17 protein-coding genes, 3 tRNA genes and 1 pseudogene are annotated in these 17,282 nt (G+C 67.7%); 8 read left to right on the top strand and 13 right to left on the bottom strand.

What is annotated here, in order from left to right; all coding sequences use genetic code 11:
- Positions 1–43 precede the first annotated feature (43 nt).
- Complete coding sequence (locus DYE23_RS26430) at positions 44–427, top strand: LapA family protein (RefSeq protein WP_011892104.1); 384 nt, start codon at positions 44–46, stop codon at positions 425–427.
- A gap of 3 nt (positions 428–430) precedes the next feature.
- On the opposite strand, the gene DYE23_RS26435 is transcribed toward DYE23_RS26430, so the two are convergent.
- The 3 genes from DYE23_RS26435 to DYE23_RS26445 all read right to left on the bottom strand — a co-directional run bounded on the left by DYE23_RS26435 (position 431) and on the right by DYE23_RS26445 (position 2,988).
- Entirely contained in the window at positions 431–1,243 is an 813-nt protein-coding gene (locus DYE23_RS26435; RefSeq protein ID WP_115329114.1) for a transglutaminase-like domain-containing protein, read from the bottom strand.
- Positions 1,244–1,343: 100 nt separating this feature from the next.
- Positions 1,344–2,366 carry a phosphotransferase family protein gene (locus tag DYE23_RS26440; RefSeq protein ID WP_115328589.1) on the bottom strand — a complete coding sequence of 341 codons (1,023 nt, stop codon included), beginning with the start codon at positions 2,364–2,366 and terminating at the stop codon, positions 1,344–1,346.
- 10 nt (positions 2,367–2,376) lie between these two features.
- Positions 2,377–2,988, bottom strand: coding sequence for a histidine phosphatase family protein (locus tag DYE23_RS26445; RefSeq protein ID WP_115328590.1), 612 nt, complete (start codon positions 2,986–2,988; stop codon positions 2,377–2,379).
- Between DYE23_RS26445 and DYE23_RS26450 the strand changes: the two genes are divergently transcribed.
- Positions 2,965–3,771 carry an SDR family NAD(P)-dependent oxidoreductase gene (locus DYE23_RS26450; protein ID WP_172527845.1) on the top strand — a complete coding sequence of 269 codons (807 nt, stop codon included), beginning with the start codon at positions 2,965–2,967 and terminating at the stop codon, positions 3,769–3,771. The genes DYE23_RS26445 and DYE23_RS26450 overlap by 24 nt on opposite strands.
- Positions 3,772–3,850: 79 nt before the next feature.
- Here the strand turns inward: DYE23_RS26450 and DYE23_RS26455 are convergent, their stop codons facing one another.
- Positions 3,851–5,728: an alkyl/aryl-sulfatase gene (locus DYE23_RS26455; RefSeq protein ID WP_115328592.1), complete on the bottom strand. Its 1,878-nt coding sequence runs from the start codon at positions 5,726–5,728 to the stop codon at positions 3,851–3,853.
- A 49-nt stretch (positions 5,729–5,777) separates the two neighbouring features.
- Between DYE23_RS26455 and DYE23_RS26460 the strand changes: the two genes are divergently transcribed.
- Complete coding sequence (locus DYE23_RS26460) at positions 5,778–6,329, top strand: cupin domain-containing protein (protein ID WP_011892098.1); 552 nt, start codon at positions 5,778–5,780, stop codon at positions 6,327–6,329.
- Here the strand turns inward: DYE23_RS26460 and DYE23_RS26465 are convergent.
- From DYE23_RS26465 to DYE23_RS26485, 5 genes are all read right to left on the bottom strand, one after another.
- Complete coding sequence (locus DYE23_RS26465) at positions 6,326–6,835, bottom strand: metallophosphoesterase family protein (RefSeq protein ID WP_041788226.1); 510 nt, start codon at positions 6,833–6,835, stop codon at positions 6,326–6,328. The genes DYE23_RS26460 and DYE23_RS26465 overlap by 4 nt on opposite strands.
- 35 nt (positions 6,836–6,870) lie before the next feature.
- Positions 6,871–8,091, bottom strand: a complete 1,221-nt coding sequence (locus DYE23_RS26470; protein WP_011892095.1) for an IS110 family RNA-guided transposase — start codon at positions 8,089–8,091, stop codon at positions 6,871–6,873.
- Positions 8,092–8,344: 253 nt separating this feature from the next.
- Positions 8,345–10,096 (bottom strand): aa3-type cytochrome oxidase subunit I, encoded by a 1,752-nt coding sequence (gene ctaD, locus DYE23_RS26475; RefSeq protein WP_172527846.1) that lies wholly within the window; start codon positions 10,094–10,096, stop codon positions 8,345–8,347.
- Between the two features lie 71 nt (positions 10,097–10,167).
- Positions 10,168–10,240, bottom strand: a tRNA-Arg gene (locus DYE23_RS26480).
- A 50-nt stretch (positions 10,241–10,290) separates the two neighbouring features.
- A tRNA-Ser gene (locus tag DYE23_RS26485) sits at positions 10,291–10,379 on the bottom strand.
- Positions 10,380–10,463: 84 nt separating this feature from the next.
- On the opposite strand from DYE23_RS26485, the gene DYE23_RS26490 reads away from it, so the two are divergent.
- Genes DYE23_RS26490 through DYE23_RS26500 form a run of 3 tightly spaced genes read left to right on the top strand, consistent with a single transcriptional unit; the run spans position 10,464 to position 12,862 of the window.
- Positions 10,464–11,528 (top strand): pyridoxal phosphate-dependent aminotransferase, encoded by a 1,065-nt coding sequence (locus DYE23_RS26490; RefSeq protein WP_013473031.1) that lies wholly within the window; start codon positions 10,464–10,466, stop codon positions 11,526–11,528.
- A 19-nt stretch (positions 11,529–11,547) separates the two neighbouring features.
- The gene (locus DYE23_RS26495; RefSeq protein ID WP_013473032.1) at positions 11,548–12,021 is read left to right on the top strand and encodes a hypothetical protein; all 474 of its coding nucleotides are present in this window, start codon (positions 11,548–11,550) and stop codon (positions 12,019–12,021) included.
- Positions 12,022–12,040: 19 nt separating this feature from the next.
- Positions 12,041–12,862 (top strand): crotonase/enoyl-CoA hydratase family protein, encoded by an 822-nt coding sequence (locus DYE23_RS26500; RefSeq protein WP_011892091.1) that lies wholly within the window; start codon positions 12,041–12,043, stop codon positions 12,860–12,862.
- Between the two features lie 67 nt (positions 12,863–12,929).
- Here DYE23_RS26500 and DYE23_RS26505 read toward each other — a convergent pair whose 3' ends face one another.
- Entirely contained in the window at positions 12,930–13,289 is a 360-nt protein-coding gene (locus DYE23_RS26505; protein ID WP_011892090.1) for a DoxX family protein, read from the bottom strand.
- A gap of 155 nt (positions 13,290–13,444) precedes the next feature.
- Between DYE23_RS26505 and DYE23_RS26510 the strand changes: the two genes are divergently transcribed.
- Positions 13,445–14,260: a sigma-70 family RNA polymerase sigma factor gene (locus tag DYE23_RS26510; RefSeq protein WP_264033112.1), complete on the top strand. Its 816-nt coding sequence runs from the start codon at positions 13,445–13,447 to the stop codon at positions 14,258–14,260.
- Between the two features lie 14 nt (positions 14,261–14,274).
- On the opposite strand, the gene DYE23_RS26515 is transcribed toward DYE23_RS26510, so the two are convergent.
- Positions 14,275–14,364: transfer RNA gene (locus tag DYE23_RS26515), tRNA-Ser, on the bottom strand.
- 10 nt (positions 14,365–14,374) lie between these two features.
- Positions 14,375–14,888 (bottom strand): annotated as a pseudogene (locus DYE23_RS26520) (MarR family winged helix-turn-helix transcriptional regulator).
- A 78-nt stretch (positions 14,889–14,966) separates the two neighbouring features.
- Between DYE23_RS26520 and DYE23_RS26525 the strand changes: the two are divergent.
- Positions 14,967–15,953 (top strand): NAD(P)H-quinone oxidoreductase, encoded by a 987-nt coding sequence (locus tag DYE23_RS26525; RefSeq protein ID WP_013473036.1) that lies wholly within the window; start codon positions 14,967–14,969, stop codon positions 15,951–15,953.
- A 6-nt stretch (positions 15,954–15,959) separates the two neighbouring features.
- Here DYE23_RS26525 and DYE23_RS26530 read toward each other — a convergent pair whose 3' ends face one another.
- Positions 15,960–17,156, bottom strand: coding sequence for a cysteine desulfurase-like protein (locus tag DYE23_RS26530; protein ID WP_013473037.1), 1,197 nt, complete (start codon positions 17,154–17,156; stop codon positions 15,960–15,962).
- Positions 17,157–17,282 lie beyond the last annotated feature (126 nt).

A 17,282-nucleotide genomic window follows, 5' to 3' on the forward strand; every position in this document is an offset into this window, starting at 1 on the left:
GCCAGGTGTTTCATTCGAAGAACGAAAGGGCAAAGATGGATCCATGACCACTGATCCGTCCGCGTCGCCCGACCGGCCGGCGTTCGACGCGCCGGGCACCCCGACCATGGGGACACCCCCGCTCGGCACGCCGCCGACGGGCAACCCGCCGCACCCGCCGAAGTCGGCGGTGCACCGCACCAGGGCCGCCGCGATGTGGGCGTCACTGGCCACGGGCTTCCTGATCCTGATCGTGCTGCTCATCTTCATCGCGCAGAACACCGAGTCCGCCCAGTTCGCCTTCCTCGGCTGGCACTGGAGCCTGCCGCTGGGAGTGGCGATCCTCTTCGCCGCGGTGGCCGGAGGCCTGCTCACGGTCGCGGTCGGCGCGGTGCGCATCTTCCAACTGCGGCGCGCGGCGAAGAAGAATCTCAAGGGCGGGCTGTAGCGCTCACCGGATCGAGACGAGCTGATCGATCGAGTCCCTCGGCAGATCGCCGTCGACCGTGGCGAACACTTCCATGTTGTTCACGGTGATCTGGCCCTTGTGGTTGTCGAGCCAGGCGGTGTCCGCGGCGTCGCGCCCCGTCGCGATCCGGACCAGCGACTGCCGCGGTGCCAGCAGCGTCGCGTCGACCACCCGCCACTGCCCGTCCACGAAGGCCTCCGCGACGGCGTGGAAGTCCATCGGCTGGCAGCCGGGCGCGTACACCGACACCAGCCGCGCCGGGACGTTCACCGCGCGCAGCAACGCGACCACCAGGTGGGCGTAGTCGCGGCATACCCCTGAGCCGGCCAGCAGCGTGTCGGCGGCGCCGTCGATCGGATCGCTGGAGCCGGGAACGTAGTTCAGTCGCGCGCCCACCCAGGACGAGATCTTCTCCAGGATCGTCGCCGAGTCGGCGATGTCGCCGAACTCGGTGCCGGCGAAACCGAAGAACTTGTCGGCCTCGGCGTAGCGGCTGGGCCGCAGATACGTCGACAGGTCGAGGTCGCGGACCGGGGCCGGGTCGGCCTGGCCGATGACGGTCGCCGAATAGCTGACCTTGAGGTTGCCGACCGGGGCCTCGAGCTTGTGGATGCGGTTGCCGTGGTCGCCAGTGATCTCGGTGATCTCGCTGAGCGGAATCTCCTTGCCGCCCAACACGAACGACAACGACTCCGTCACCTCGGCGCCGGGCTGGGGTGCGACCGCGATCTGGAACTCCAGGGTGGTCGGGTCGGTGATCTCGACGTCGAGCTCGGCGCCGACATCGCGTTTCATCAGGTCCACGGCGGGGCGCTTCTTTCCGAATCGGGAGAGCAAGGGTACTGAAGGCACGCGACTCTCTACCCGCCGGTGACCTGCGGTGAAACCTACAACCTCAGGACAGGATGTGCAGCCCGGCGGCGACGAACGGCCGCACCGCCCGATCCACCTCGTCGGTGCCCTCGGCGACGCCGCCGCCCATCCGGGCCCGGTAGGCGATGCCCGCGGCGATGATCGCGATCTTGAAGTAGCCCAGCGCCATGTAGAAGTCCCAGTGATCCAGCGGCTTGCCGCTGGCCAGTGCATACCGCTGCGCGAGGTCGTCGGTCGGCGGCATCAGGTCGCACGCCCACGCCGCGTCGTCGTGCACCTCGTTGAACGCCGGAAGCCGGTACACGCACATCAGCGCCGTATCGCTGAGCGGATCCCCGAGCGTCGACATCTCCCAGTCGAGGACGGCCGCGACCTTGGTGGGATCGTCGGCGTCGAGGATCGTGTTGTCGATGCGGTAGTCACCGTGCACGATCGACGCGCGGGACTGCTCGGGGACCGACTCCGCGAGCCGCTGATGCAGCTTCCTGACGTCGGCATCCGACGGATCGTCGTCGCGCTTGACCAGGTCCCACTGGGACCCCCACCGGCGCACCTGGCGTTCCAGGTAGCCGCTGGCCTTGCCGAAGTCGCCGAGCCCCACCGACTCCGGGTCCACCTCGTGCAGATCGGCGAGCACCTGGATCAACGAGTCGACGACGTTGCTGATGACGGTCTCGTCGCCGAGCGCCGCGAGCTGCGGCGTGTGGCGCACCACCAGCCCGGCGACGCGCTCCACCATCTGGAACGGGGCGCCCAGCACGGAGTCGTCATTGCTCATCGTGACCGCCCGCGCCACCGGCACCTTGGTACCGGCCAGTGCGGCCACCACCTTGTATTCGCGCGCCATGTCGTGCGCTGACGGGGTCAGCCCGTGCAGAGGCGGCCGGCGCAGCACCCACTCCGACGCGTCGTCGCCGACCAGGAACGTCAGGTTCGAGCGACCGCCGGCGATGAGCTCGGCGCGCAGCTCCCCGCTGCGGGGCACCCCCACCTCACGCAGGTGTCGGTCCAGGGCGGCAAGGTCGAGGCCTTCGAGCTCAGTCACGCAGACTTTCCTACCACCTGTGGTTCCTGGGAAGCAGGTCCCATACGTGTTCGGTGCCGTTGACGCCGGCGACCGCGAGGCGCTCGCGGCTGGCCGACCACAGCAGCCGCGTCACCGACGCGTAGTCGACGTGGAACGACAGCAGCCGTTCGGTGCCGAGGATCTGGTGCAGCAGCACGTTGATCACGCCGCCGTGGCTGAACACCGCCACCGTGTCGTCGCGGTCGGCGGAGGCGACGAGGTCGTTGATCCCGGCGCTGATGCGCGCCAGGAACTGCGTCTCGTCGACGCTGCTGGGAAGGTGGCCGTCGACGAGGCGCTGCAGCTCCTCGGGGTTCTCCTTCGCGATCTGCTCGATCGGGATGTAGTGCGGCAGGTCCCGGTCGTATTCGGCGAGACGGTCGTCGACCTCGATGGTCAGGCCGAGCTTGTCGGCGACGGGTTGACCGGTCTCGATCGCCCGCACCTGCGGGCTGCTCACCAGCCGGGTGATCGGGAAGCGGGCGAGCGCGTCGGGTAGGCGTCTGGCCTGTTCGACACCCTCGGGTGACAGGCTCGGATCCGAACCCTGACCGGGTTCGCTCCGCAGCGGTAACGCATGTCGGACCAGAAGGAGTTGCACCGTGACACCATATGGCCCGTGACGGGATTCGCTGATCGGCTGTTCGACCTGACTGACCGGGTGGTGCTGATCACCGGCGGCAGCCGCGGGCTGGGCCGGGAGATGGCGGTCGCGGCGGCGCACTGCGGAGCCGACGTGATCATCGCCAGCCGTAAGTACGACGCGTGCGTGGCCACGGCCGAGGAGATCACCGCGCAGACCGGCCGGGCCGCCTTGCCGTACGGGGTCCATGTCGGGCGCTGGGACGAACTCGACGGACTCGTCGACGCCGCCTACGCGCGGTTCGGCAAGGTCGACGTCCTGGTCAACAACGCCGGCATGTCGCCCGTGTACGACAAGCAGTCCGACGTCACCGAGAAGCTGTTCGACGCGGTGGTGAACCTGAACCTCAAGGGGCCCTTCCGGCTCTCGGCCCTGATCGGCGAGCGGATGGTCGCCGACGGCGGCGGCTCCATCGTCAACGTCAGCACCCACGGCTCACTGCGCCCGCACCCGTCGTTCATACCGTATGCGGCGTCCAAGGCCGGGCTGAACGCGATGACCGAAGGCCTGGCGCTCGCGTTCGGGCCGTCGGTACGGGTCAACACGCTGATGCCCGGCCCGTTCCTGACCGACATCAGCAATGCCTGGAACTTCGAGGGCACCGACAACCCGTTCCGCGGAAGCGCGCTGCAGCGGGCTGGGCAGCCGGCCGAGATCGTCGGCGCCGCACTGTTTCTGATGTCGGATGCGTCGAGCTTCACGACGGGGTCCATCGTCCGGGCCGACGGCGGCAGCACCTAGCTCGCCGTTCTCCCGCGAGCAGACACAAACTCGCATGACTCGCCGGCGACACGCCCGAGTTTGCGTCTGCTCGCCGGGATCAGGGGGTGACGATGTTGAAGTTCGGGTCGGGCTTGTCCAGCACCGACACCAGGGACGTGAGAACCTCGGCGTCCCCGGCGATCTCCAGACCCGGCGACGAGTTGTCCCCCGCCGCCAGCGTCAGCAGCCGCAGCTTCGAGGCCAGCCGCAGCGTCGCCTGCGCCGTGGCGTCATCGGCGGCGACCTTGCGGTAGACCAGCACCCCGTTGCGCAGCGTCAGCCGGTAGTTGGTGCCGGTGTCGAGGAAGGTGACGTCGAGGGACAGGTCGAGATCCCATGCGCGTGGCCCGTTCACGCTGATCGCCAACACGTCGAACATCTGCTCCGGCGACAGTTGACTTAGCATCGCCGCCGAATCCGCCTGCACCGGGGTGCCGAAGTTCCCTTCCCGCAGCTCGGTCGCACCGCCGAGGAAGAAGTTCCGCCACGTCGCGGTCTCGGCGCCGTAGGCGAGCTGCTCGAGAGTGTCGGCATACAGCGCGCGGGCGCCGGCGTGGTTCTCATCGGTGAAGATGGCATGGTCGAGTAACGTTGCCGCCCAACGAAAGTCACCGTCATCGACGGCGGCCTGAGCCAGCTCCACCACCCGGTCGATCCCACCCATTGCCGCGACGTAGCGGGGGCCGATGGCCTCGGGCGGATGCGGCCACAGCCGGCCCGGGTTCCCGTCGAACCAGCCCATGTAGCGCTGGTAGACGGCCTTGACGTTGTGGCTCACCGAGCCGTAGTAACCGCGTGCATGCCAGGCGTTCTCCAGCGCAGGCGGCATCACGAAGGTCTCGGCGATCTCGATCCCGGTGTAGCCCTGATTGAGCTGGCGCAGCGTCTGGTCGTGCAGGTAGGCGTACAGATCCCTTTGCAGGGACAGGAATTCGACGATGCGCTCTTTGCCCCACGTGGGCCAGTGGTGCGACGCGAACACCACGTCGGCGCGGTCGGCGAACGTATCGATCGCCTCGGTCAGATACCCGGCCCAGCCGTGCGGGTCGCGTACCAGTGCACCGCGCAGCGTCAGCAGGTTGTGCAGGTTGTGGGTGGCGTTCTCGGCCATGCACAGCGCGCGGAAACGCGGGAAATAGAAGTGTATCTCGGCGGGCGCCTCGGTGCCGGGCGCCATCTGGAACTCGATCTCGACGCCGTCGACCGTGTGCACCTCGCCGGTCTCACAGATGTCGACGGTCGGCACGATGATCGCGACCTCCCCCGTCGACGGGGTCTGCCCGAGACCGCACCCGACCTGGCCCTGCGGCCCGCGCTCCAGCACGGTGCCGTACATGTACGCGGCGCGGCGCGTCATCGCGGTGCCGGCATAGACGTTCTCCTGCACCGCATGTGCGGTGAAACCCTCCGGCGCGAAGACCGCCACCCTGCCCGCGTCGACGTCGGCCTGCGTCGTCACGCCGAGCACACCGCCGAAGTGGTCGACGTGGCTGTGGGTGTAAATCACCGCGCGGACTTCGCGGTCCCCGCGGTGCTGCCGGTACAGCGCCAGCGCGGCGGCGGCGACCTCGGTGGACACCAGCGGGTCGATCACGATGATGCCCGTGTCACCCTCGACGAACGTGATGTTCGACAGGTCGAAGCCGCGCACCTGGTAGATGCCGGGCACGACCTCGTAGAGGCCCTGTTTGGCCACCAGCGTCGACTGCCGCCACAGACTCGGGTGCACCGTCGGCGGAGCCTCCCCCGTCAGGAACGCGTAGACGTCGTTGTCCCACACCACGCGCCCGTCGGCCGCGGTGATCACACACGGCTGCTGCGCGGCGATGAAACCGCGGTCGGCGTCGGCGAAGTCCCTCGTGTCCTCGAACGGAAGAGTCCCCAGATGCTCGCGGTGGGCGGCCTCGATGGTCGGCGCGGGCGGCTTGCTGTCCATCTTGCGAAGACTGCCACGTCGGATCCCGTCCCGGTGCTTGACTGACGGAATGGTCATCCGCCGAGTCGTCACCGGACACGATGCGTCCGGAAAATCCGTGTTCGCCGCCGACGACAGAGTCTCACCCCGCACACCCGCTCTGCTGGGCGGCTACGAGTTCACGATGCTGTGGGGCGGCGACGAAGCGCCCCGCTTCCCCGACGACGGGTCGATGCCGCAGTGGCACACGTACTTCCCGCCGATCGGGGGTTTCCGGTTTTCGATGTTCACCATTCCGCCCCGCGGATCGGCGGCGACCGCAGACCTCGAGAACCTCGACGAGAACGCGACAGCCGAGGTCGAGGACCAACTCCCCGGGCTGCTCGGCTATATGGAACCCGAGGACCCCGGGATGCACACCACCGACACCGTCGATTTCGAGGTCGTGCTGGAGGGCACCGTGGTGCTCGAACTCGACGACGGCGCGACGGTGACCCTGCATCCGGGAGACACCGTCGTGCAGAACGGCACCCGTCATCGGTGGCACAACGGCGGAGACACCCCGGCGCGTCTGGCGCTGTTCGTGACCGGGGCGCATCACGACAAGGTCACCCGGACCTAGCCTCCAGCCGGAGCCCCCAGCCGGTGCAGTTCGACGTCGCGCAGTTCCCCGTCCTGCACCGTGGCCGTCATGTAGGTGCAGTGCGGCTGGCGGCGACGGTCGGTCGGCGAGCCCGGATTGAGCAGCCGCAGCCCCGATGCGGCGATGGTGTCCCACGGGATATGGCTGTGGCCGAACACCAGCACGTCGGTATCGGGGTAGGCCTTGGCCATCCGCGCGTCACGACCGGAGGACGCGCCCGTCTCGTGGGTGACGGTGAACCTCACACCGTCGAGGACGACGTCGGCCCGCTCGGGCAGGCGGCGGCGCAGTTCGGGTCCGTCGTTGTTGCCCCAGCAGGCGACGAGCCGTTTCGCGCGCGCCTCGAGCCGGTCGAGGAGATCGGGCTCCACCCAGTCCCCGGCGTGGATCACCAGGTCGGCGTCGTCGACGGCGTCCCACACCTCGGCGGGGAGGTCCTTCGCACGCTTGGGCAGGTGCGTGTCGGCGATCAGCAGCAGGCGCACACACCCCAGCCTAGACATCCCAGGACCGTAGGTTGTCAAGCAGCTCGGGAGTCGGTTTGGCGGTGGGCCCAGGCTTTGTGTTCGCTGTAGGGCGTGTGGTGGCGGAGGCAGCCGTGCAGGATGCCGACGAGGCGGTTGCCCAGGGCGCGTAGTGCTTGGTGGTGCAGGTCGCCGGCGGCGCGGTGTTGGTCGTAAAAGGTGCGTGCGCCGGGACTGTTGGTCAGGGCGCAGAAGGCCCATTGGTCGATCGCGTCGTAGAGGCGGCGGTTGCGGACGTGGCGGGCCAGTACGGCGCGTTTCTTGCCCGACGCGATGGTCAATGGGGAGGTTCCGGCGTAGTTCTTGCGAGACTTGGCGGTGGTGTAGCGGTTGGGGTCGTCCCCGAACTCACCGAGCACCCGGGCGCCGAGGATGACACCGAGTCCTGGCAGGGAGAGGTAGATGTCGGCGTCCGGGTGTGTCTCAAAATGTGCCGCCAATTCGGCTTCGAGGTCGGCGATGTGGTGGTTCAACTCGGTGATGATGGCGACCGCGGCGCGGGTGGTGGCCCCGAACGCGGCGGTGACCGCGGGCGCGGCGGCGAGCTGGTCGCTGCGCAATGCGGTTTGGATCTCGAGTGCCTTGGCGTCGAGGTTGCGTTGTCGCCCAGCAGCTTTGAGCGCTGATCGGATCTTTGAGACACTCAGCCGTGCGGCGTCGGTCGGGGTGGGAGCGCGGCCCAGGATCGCCAGGGCGTCGCGGTCGGACAGCGAGGCGAAGGCCTCCAACGCAGCGGGGTAGTACTCGCGCAGCGCGCTGCGCAGCGCGTTGGTGTTGCGGTTGCGGCTCCAGATCAGGTTTTGATGCGCCCGTGCCAGGACTTTGATCGCCTCCACCTCCGGGGTGTCCCCGGCGATCGGGCGGTGATTGTGCCGGTCGGTGCGCACCAGATCAGCCAAGAGTTTGGCGTCAGCAGCATCAGACTTCGCACCCGATACCTGGTGGCGGTCGCGGTAGCGGGCCACGGCGAGCGGATTGACCGCGAACACTTCGTAGCCGGCCGCGGCGAGTGCTTCGACCCACAGGCCGCGGTCGGTTTCGATGCCGATTACCACCTCGGTGGGATCCTGGGCGTGGGCAGCCACCAGTTCGTGGAACCCGCGAATGCCAGCCAGCCCTTCTGGTAAGCGACGCGATGCCAGCCTGGTTCCCTCGGCGTCCATCAGATGAATGTCGTGGTGGTCTTCAGCCCAGTCGTCTCCAATAAATAGCGTCAACTCGCCTCCCTACGCGATGTCATGGAACCTTTTACGAGCCCAAGGACACCCGGCGGCAACCTAATGGATCAGTGCTCGGAGCACGACACCCCATCAGCGCTAAAGGTGACCTCACCAACCAGTCGGGGCACGATCTAGGCTTAGGAGTCGAACGATTCTCCAAGGCGAAGCAGTGCTCACCGAGCCGGCGGCTCAGCAATCAGCATCACCCGGACCGACCATTACCGATCGCAGGCTCGCTGATCAGATCCCATTAGGTGCGGACGTTCTCCTCATCGAGACGAGTCACGTCGCCGTCGTCGGGTCCGTGCGACCGTCCCGCGTGTGCCTCGGCCCGCATGCGCTCCCGCATGTGCGGGTAGTGCAGCTCGAACGCCGGACGCTCCGAACGGATCCGGGGCAGCTCGGTGAAGTTGTGCCGCGGCGGGGGGCAGCTGGTGGCCCACTCCAGGGAGTTGCCGTAGCCCCACGGATCGTCGACCGTGACGACCTCGCCGTAACGCCAGCTCTTGAACACGTTCCACACGAACGGAAGCATCGACGCGCCCAACATGAAGGCACCGATCGTCGAGATTCCGTTGAGCGTCGTGAATCCGTCCGTTGGCAGGTAGTCGGCGTAGCGCCGGGGCATGCCCTCGTCACCGAGCCAGTGCTGGACCAGGAACGTGAGATGGAAGCCGATGAACGTCAGCCAGAAGTGCAGCTTGCCCAGGCGCTCGTCGAGCAGGCGTCCGGTCATCTTCGGGAACCAGAAGTAGACCCCGGCGTAGGTCGCGAACACGATGGTCCCGAACAACACATAGTGAAAGTGCGCCACCACGAAATAGCTGTCGGTCACGTGGAAGTCCAACGGCGGGCTGGCCAGCAACACGCCGGACAGGCCACCCAACAGGAAGGTCAGGATGAAGCCCACGGAGAACAGCATCGGCGTCTCGAACGTCAACTGGCCCTTCCACATCGTGCCTATCCAGTTGAAGAACTTGATGCCGGTCGGCACGGCGATCAGGAACGTCATGAAACTGAAGAAGGGAAGGAGAACGGCGCCGGTGGCGAACATGTGGTGCGCCCACACCGCCATCGACAGCGCCGCGATACTGAAGGTGGCATACACCAGCGTGGTGTAGCCGAAGATCGGCTTTCGGGAGAAGACCGGAATGACCTCGCTGATGATGCCGAAGAACGGCAGCGCGATCACGTAGACCTCGGGATGCCCGAAGTACCAGAACAGGTGCTGCCACAGGATGACGCCGCCGTTGGCTGGGTCGTAGACGTGCGCACCGAGATGCCGGTCGGCGGCCAGCCCGAACAACGCAGCGGTCAGCAGCGGAAAGATCAGCAGCACCAGGATCGAGGTCACCAGGATGTTCCAGGTGAAGATCGGCATCCGGAACATCGTCATGCCCGGTGCGCGCATGCACACCACCGTCGTGACCATGTTCACCGCGCCGAGAATCGTGCCGAGACCGCCCACCCCGAGACCGAAGATCCACAGGTCCACGCCGACCCCCGGCGAGTGGATCGCATCGGACAGCGGCGAGTAGGCGGTCCAGCCGAAGTCGGCGGCACCACCCGGGGTGATGAAGCCTGCCAGCGCGATCAACGCACCGAAGAGGAACAACCAGAACGACAGCGCGTTGAGGCGCGGGAACGCGACATCCGGTGCGCCGATCTGCAAGGGCAGCACCAGGTTCGCGAACCCGAACACGATCGGGGTGGCATAGAACAGCAGCATCGCGGTCCCGTGCATGGTGAACAGCTGGTTGTACTGCTCGTTGGACAGGAACTGCAGGCCAGGGAACGCCAGCTCCGTTCGGATGAACAGTGCCATCAGTCCGCCGAGCATGAAGAACACGAAGCATGCGACGACGTACATGACGCCGATCAGCTTGTGATCGGTCGTGGTGATCAGCTTGTAGATCAGATTGCCCTTGGGACCCACCCGCGCCGGGAACGGCCGTCTGGGCGTGAGAGCCGGCATCTTGTCAACGGACGATTCCGTGGTCATTTCGGCAGTCAAGCCGGACGACGACACCGCCCGCTAGGGCCGAAAGTCGCAAAAACGCCGCGACCAAAAAGTGCGCCCGAAGGGATTCGAACCCCTAACCTTCTGATCCGTAGTCAGATGCTCTATCCGTTGAGCTACGGGCGCCCGGGTCGTGCATGTTCAGTTGTGTGCCGGCAAGCCGGTGGTCCTACACGCGGAGGCGAGAGGATTTGAACCTCCGGTCCGCTTTAAGGCGGACAACTCATTAGCAGTGAGTCCCATTCGGCCGCTCTGGCACGCCTCCCGACGTTTACCGCCGCTGCGACAGAGTACACAGGCGTCACCGCGGGAAGCAAAGCAGCTCCGGGCGGGCCATAAACTGTCTCAGGTGTCCGCCCGTCTGCGCCCCGAACTCGCCGATATCCCCGCCTACACCCCCGGCAGAACGGTGCCCGGCGCCATCAAGATCGCAAGCAACGAAACCGTCCACGGACCGCTGCCCAGCGTGCGGGCCGCGATCGCCGACGCGGTGGGCGGGATCAACCGTTATCCCGACAACGGCTACGTCGAGCTCAGGGAGCAGTTGGCGAAGCACATAGACAGCGGGGCTTTCGCCCCGGAGAACATCTCGGTCGGGTGCGGATCGGTCAGCCTGTGCCAGCAGCTGATCCAGATCACCGCCACCGTCGGCGACGAGGTGCTGTTCGGCTGGCGCAGCTTCGAGATCTACCCGCTGCAGGTCCGCACCGCCGGCGCCACCCCGGTGCAGGTCCCGCTGACCGACCACACCTTCGACCTCGACGCGATGCTCGCCGCGATCACCGACCGCACCCGGCTGATCTTCGTGTGCAACCCGAACAACCCGAGCAGCACCGTCGTCGACCCCGATGCGCTGGCCCGGTTCGTCGCCGCGGTGCCGCCGCACATCCTGGTGGTGCTCGACGAGGCCTACATCGAGTACGTTCGCGGGGACCTCGTCCCGGACAGCTTCGGGCTGGTCCGGGCGCATTCGAATGTCGTTGTGCTGCGCACTTTCTCGAAGGCCTACGGACTGGCGGGGCTGCGCATCGGGTACGCCGTCGCCGACCCCGACATCGTGACCGCGCTGTCCAAGGTCTATGTCCCGTTCACTGCGACCACTGTGTCGCAGGCGGCCGCGATCGCCTGCCTCGACGCCGCCGACGAACTGCTCGAACGCACCGACGCCGTTGTCGCCGAACGGACCCGCGTCTCGGCGGCCCTACGCGAGGCCGGATACGACCTGCCGCCCTCGCAGGCCAACTTCGTGTGGCTGCCGCTGGTGGGCCGCGCGCAGCAGTTCGCCGCCGATGCCGCCGACGCCCGCATCATCGTGCGCCCGTACGGCGAGGACGGCGTGCGGGTCACCGTCGCCTCCCCCGACGAGAACGACATGTTCCTCGACTTCGCCCGAGACTGGATCGCCCGGCCATGAGCGGCCTATCGTGGCCTGGATGAAGACCCACGTGCGGGTGACCGCCGCGGCGCTGGTCGGCGCCGGCCTCGTCCTCGGCCTGACGACAGGGTGCTCGCGCACCACCGAAGGTGTCGTCGCGCAGACCACCGAACCCGGTCCGCCGCTTCCGTCCCAAGGCGCACCGGGTCAACCCGGCGAGCCGGGCCTGCCCGGGCTGCCGGGCCTACCCGGCATGCCCGATATCGAGATCCCGAATCTGCCGCTCCCGACGCGCAACACCGACGTCCCCGAGGTGCCCGCACCGGCGAACTCGCTGGACATGACGTGCGACGAGTACAACGGGCTCGACGAGGCGACCCGGGTCGCGGTGGTGCGCGAGATCCTGTCGCAGGAGGGCAACCCGCTGGGGCCCGACGGCGAGTTCATCGGGCAGATCCTCGCCGACGCGGCCTGCCAGTTCATCCGCAGCGCGACGGTCAGCGAGGTCCTGATGGGCGGCACGCCGCCGTAAGTGGCTAGCCTGCATACCTATGGGTAACTACGAAGCCGTCACGGTCGAGATCGCCGATCACATCGCGCAGGTGACGCTGATCGGCCCCGGTAAGGGCAACGCCATGGGCCCGGCGTTCTGGTCCGAGCTTCCCGTCGTGTTCCGCGAACTCGACGCAGATCCCGACGTCCGCGCGATCGTGCTGGTCGGCTCCGGACGCAACTTCAGCTACGGCCTCGACCTGGCCGCGATGGGCGACACCCTCGGCTCGATGATGAGCGACGCGTCGTCGTCGAAGCCGCGCGCCGACTTCCACACGCGCCTGAAGAGCATGCAGGACGCGATCACCGCCGTCGCCGACTGCCGCACCCCGACCATCGCGTCAGTGCACGGATGGTGCATCGGTGGCGGCGTCGACCTGATCTCGGCGGTCGACATCCGCTACGCCAGCAGCGACGCCAAGTTCTCGGTGCGCGAGGTCAAGCTCGCGATCGTCGCCGACGTCGGCTCGCTGGCCCGGCTGCCGCTGATCCTGTCCGACGGGCACCTGCGCGAACTGGCCCTGACCGGCAAGGACATCGACGCGGCGCGGGCCGAGAAGATCGGCCTGGTCAACGACGTCCACCCCGACGCCGACGCCTCGCTGGCCGCCGCGCGCGCGACCGCCGCCGAGATCGCCGCCAACCCGCCGCACACCGTCCACGGCATCAAGGACGTCCTCGACGAGCAGCGCACCGCCCAGGTCGCGGCCAGCCTGCGCTACGTCGCGGCATGGAACTCGGCGTTCCTTCCGTCGAAGGACCTCACCGAGGGCATCACGGCGATGTTCGAGAAGCGCGCGCCGAACTTCACCGGCGAGTAGCGGCCGGGCGCGGCAGCGTCTTCGGCAACGCCGCGGCGCACGCCAGGCTGACGACTGGGACAACGCGTCACCCACCGCCCGCCAGCTGTGCCATGTACACCGTCGAGGCCGCCGAGAGCAGCAGGTAGAACCCCGGGAACGCGATGTTGTGGAAGACCCGGGCGCGACCGTGGGCGCCGACAGCACCGATGAAGAACAGAACCAGACCGATGCCGGCCGCTACGCCGACCCAGGGCACGGCCACCAGACCGATCACGAGCCCCACCGCTCCGGCCAGCTTCGCGGTGGCGAGATAGGGCAGGGCGCTCACAGGAACATGCACCTGCGCCGAATTCCTCAGTACGAATCCGGCTTTCGCATAGTCGGCGATCGCGATCGCCGCGTTGGCGACGACGCAGACGATCGTCACGAGGAACAGCACCGTCATGCCTCGCACCTCGACGCCATGGCGCATGCGCCCGTGGGTAGTGTCGTCATCATCGCGTGCCTCCGTGTGTTGGGTGGTCGGGTAGGAGATTCGGTGGTCTCATTCGTCCCGACGTTTCCCAGCCGAGAAAGGTGACACCGGTGATAACACCCTCGGTGTTCGAGGCGACACGGCCGCAGCTGACAGCCATGGCCTTCAGAATGCTCGGCTCGATTCACGACGCGGAAGACGCAGTGCAGAGCGCCTGGATCAAAGCCTCCATCACGGCCACCGACGATCTGCGAAACCCCGCCGCCTACCTGACCACCGTCCTCACCCGCGAATGTGTCGACCAGCTGCGCATGCGGCAGCGCCGTCGGGAAGAACCGCTGGCGGCAGACATGATCCCGGCGGACACCGTCGCGGCAGACGAGCACTACCTACGGCGCGAGAGCATCTCCCGGGCCCTGATGGTGGTGCTCGACCGGCTGACGCCCTCTCAACGGGTCGCCTACGTTCTGCACGACGTGTTCGCCGTGCCGTTCCAGGAGATCGCCGAAACCCTCGGGACGAGTCCGGCCAGTGCGAAAAAGCACGCCAGCCGCGCACGAGAACGGATCCACCGCACTGTGCAGATCCCCGCCGCAGCCACCATCGACAGCGCGGTCGTCGAGGCATTTCTCGCAGCGGCGGCCGGTGGCGACACGGCCACCATGGTGGCGCTGATGGCGGACGACTGCGTACGAGTCGCCGACCCCACGCTCCTGCCCGCACACACGCCGGCCGTCGTCATCGGCGACTCTGCTGTCGCCGACGAGACCTCGCTGTTCATCGACCGAATCCGTGTCAGCGCACCGATGCTCGTCGACGGACGTACCGTCCATGTCATCGCCCCGGGCGGTCACGAGCTCGCAGTCATCGACATCACCGTCACCGACGGGCGTATCGCCCGCATCGAGATCACCCGAACCCACCCGAGCGGCCGGCGCTGAAGCCCGTCGTGACGTGGCGGTGGCGGAGGGATTTGAACCCCCGGACGGTGTTAGCCGTCTCTCGCTTTCAAGGCGAGTGCATTAGGCCGCTCTGCCACGCCACCGCGGGACAGTCTAGACGCGGCCGATCTTCGCCGGCGGTCCGCCGGCCTTCAGGCCCGCGCTGATGCGGCGGCAGTTCTCGCCCATCGCCGTGACCTGTGGGCGGCTCAGCCGGTCGAGGAAGTGCGTGCGCACCGCCGACCCGTAGGTCTGCATCGCGGTCGCCAGCGCCGTCCGGCCCTCCGCGGTGATGCTGGCCAGCACGCCGCGTCCGTCGTCCGGACTGGCGACGCGGCCGACGAGGCCCTGCACCTCCAGCCGGTGGATCTGACGGGTGACGCGGCTGGGCAGTGACATCAGCGCCTCGGCGACGTCTCCCATCCGTGCCGACCCCGTCGGCGACTTCGCCAACAGATCGAGCAGCCGGACGTCGTTCAAACGTCAGTCCGTGCTCATCCGAAAGCGACCTGTTCATGGTCGCGTACAACCTCAGTGCGGCGTCCAGAAAGTTCTGCCACGCCCTTTGCTCAGCAATGTCAAGCCCCGGCGTATCGCTCGCCGTGCGCCCCCCGATGATCCCCTCCATGGGCACATAGTAGAGCCGCGACGGTGTTGCCGGAGGGAAATTCTCAGGGACTTTGCCCTGCGTAGTAGCGTTGCCTAGGTGCGTGCGATCGTGGCGGAAACCCCTGACCAGCTCAATTGGCAGTCTGTGCCAGACCCGACGCCCGGTCCCGGCGAGGTCCTGATCAGGGTCCACGCCGCCGGAGTGAACCGCGCGGACCTCCTCCAGGCCGCCGGAAAGTACCCGCCGCCGCCCGGCGCGAGCGAAATCATCGGCCTGGAAGCGTCGGGCACGATCGCCGCGGTCGGCGACGGCGTCACCGAATGGTCCGAGGGCCAGCGGGTGTGCGCTTTGCTGGCCGGGGGCGGTTACGCCGAGTACGTGGCGGTTCCGGCCGGCCAGGTGCTGCCGGTGCCCGACGGCGTTCCGTTGGATCACGCGGCGGGCCTCCCGGAGGTCGCGTGCACCGTGTGGTCCAACCTGGTGATGACCGCCCGGCTGCGAGCGCCGGAACTGCTGCTCATCCATGGCGGCGCCAGCGGCATCGGCACCCATGCGATCCAGGTGGCGCGGGCGCTGAACTGTCGCGTCGCGGTCACCGCCGGGTCCCGCAACAAGCTCGACCTGTGCGCCGAACTCGGCGCCGAGATCACCATCGACTACCACCACGAAGACTTCGTCGAGGTGCTGCGCGACGCGGACTCCGATCATCCGGGCGCCGACGTGATCCTCGACATCATGGGCGCGTCCTACCTCGACCGCAACATCGATGCGCTTGCCACCGGTGGCCGGCTGGTGATCATCGGCATGCAGGGCGGTACGAAGGCGGAGATCAATCTGGGCAAGCTGCTCGCCAAGCGCGGCAGCGTGATGGCGACGGCGCTGCGGTCGCGACCCGTCACCGGACGCGGCAGCAAGAGCGTCATCGTCTCCGAGGTGATCGAGAACGTGTGGCCGTTGGTAGCCGACGGTCAGGTGCGGCCGGTGATCGGCGCGGAGTTCCCCATCTCGGAGGCGCAGGCCGCCCACGAGCTCCTGGCGTCCGGCGACGTGTCAGGGAAAGTGATTCTGCGCGTTGATGTTTAGCGCAGATCAGCCGAGCGAGGCGAGTGCGCGCACCAGCTGATCGACCTCGGCGGCGGTGCTGTAGTGCGCCAGCCCGATGGTGACCGCTCCGCCGACGTCGTTGACGCCGATCACGTCGAGGACGCGGGAGTTCGCGTTGGCGATGGCCAGGATGCCGTTGTCGGCCAGCCTCTGCACGACGCGCTCGGCCGACACGTTGTCGATGGCGAAGGTGAGCACCGGGATGCGGACCTCGGGGCTGCCGATCACCGTCAGCGTCGGAAGCGAGCGCAACGATGTCAGCAGGTAGTCGAACAGCGCGCTCAGGTACGCCGAGGCCGACCGCATCGACACCGCCAACCGCTCGCGCCGCGACCCCTGTGCCGAATCATCGAGCGTGGCAAGGTATTCGATGCTCGCCACAACGCCGGCGAGCATGCCGAACTGGTGCGCACCGAGCTCGAGACGGGCCGCACCCGTCGCCGTGGGATCCAGCGAGACCGAACCGAACGCGCTGATCAGCGACGGGTCGCGGAAGACCAGCGCCCCGATCGGGGGCCCGCCCCATGCGAGCGCGTTCACCGCGACGACGTCGGCGTCGATTTCGTTGATGTCGATGAGGCGGTACGGCGCGGCCGCCGAATGGTCGACGATCACCAGACCGTTGACCTCGTGCACCAGCTTGGTGACCTCGCGCAGCTCGGTGACCGTGCCCAGAGTTGCTGAGGCAGAAGCGATTGCGACGATGCGGGTGGGGCGGCTGACCAGGCTCTCCCACTGCCAGGTGGGCAGCTCGCCGGTCTCGATGTCGACCTCGGCCCACTTCACCTGGGCGCCGAACAGGTCGGCCGCGCGCAGCCACGGCGCGATGTTGGCCTCGTCGTCGAGGCGCGTCACGACGACCTCGTAGCCGAGCCCCACCCGACCCGAGGCCGCGTCGGCCAGCGAGGTCAACAGCACCGCACGGTCGGCGCCGAGCACCACACCCGCCGGATCGGCGTTGACCAGATCGGCCACGGCCTGCCGGGCGGCAGCCAGCACCGCGGCGCTGCGCCTGGCGGCGGGATGGGCACTGGAGGTCGTCGGCATCGAGCCGCGGAACGCCGTCGAGACCGCCCGCCCGACGGAATCGGGAAGAAGCATGCCGTTCTGGGCGTCCATGTGGACCCAGCCGTCGCCCAACGACGGATGCAACCCACGCACCCGGGCGACGTCAAATGCCATGCCAACTCACCTTCGTGCGTCTTGGAATCCACCGCACCGCCTCTTCCGGGACGGTCCGGTCCTGCCCGACTTCGCTCTAGTGCCGCCCGCGACCGAGGGGGCGCGGGTCACCTGCGCAGCCATACT

Origin of the sequence: Mycolicibacterium gilvum (assembly GCF_900454025.1) — a bacterium.
In the GTDB taxonomy this organism is placed as follows: Bacteria; Actinomycetota; Actinomycetes; order Mycobacteriales; family Mycobacteriaceae; genus Mycobacterium; species Mycobacterium gilvum.

Bases quoted from the DNA above. Each gene is read 5' to 3' on its own strand.
- DYE23_RS26455 (WP_115328592.1), bottom strand. From the start codon at position 5,728: ATGGACAGCAAGCCGCCCGCGCCGACCATCGAGGCCGCCCACCGCGAG.
- DYE23_RS26430 (WP_011892104.1), top strand. From the start codon at position 44: ATGACCACTGATCCGTCCGCGTCGCCCGACCGGCCGGCGTTCGACGCG.
- DYE23_RS26460 (WP_011892098.1), top strand. From the start codon at position 5,778: ATGGTCATCCGCCGAGTCGTCACCGGACACGATGCGTCCGGAAAATCC.
- DYE23_RS26495 (WP_013473032.1), top strand. From the start codon at position 11,548: ATGAAGACCCACGTGCGGGTGACCGCCGCGGCGCTGGTCGGCGCCGGC.
- DYE23_RS26435 (WP_115329114.1), bottom strand. From the start codon at position 1,243: ATGAAACGCGATGTCGGCGCCGAGCTCGACGTCGAGATCACCGACCCG.
- DYE23_RS26505 (WP_011892090.1), bottom strand. From the start codon at position 13,289: ATGACGGTGCTGTTCCTCGTGACGATCGTCTGCGTCGTCGCCAACGCG.
- DYE23_RS26530 (WP_013473037.1), bottom strand. From the start codon at position 17,156: ATGGCATTTGACGTCGCCCGGGTGCGTGGGTTGCATCCGTCGTTGGGC.
- DYE23_RS26500 (WP_011892091.1), top strand. From the start codon at position 12,041: ATGGGTAACTACGAAGCCGTCACGGTCGAGATCGCCGATCACATCGCG.
- DYE23_RS26450 (WP_172527845.1), top strand. From the start codon at position 2,965: ATGTCGGACCAGAAGGAGTTGCACCGTGACACCATATGGCCCGTGACG.
- ctaD (WP_172527846.1), bottom strand. From the start codon at position 10,096: ATGACCACGGAATCGTCCGTTGACAAGATGCCGGCTCTCACGCCCAGA.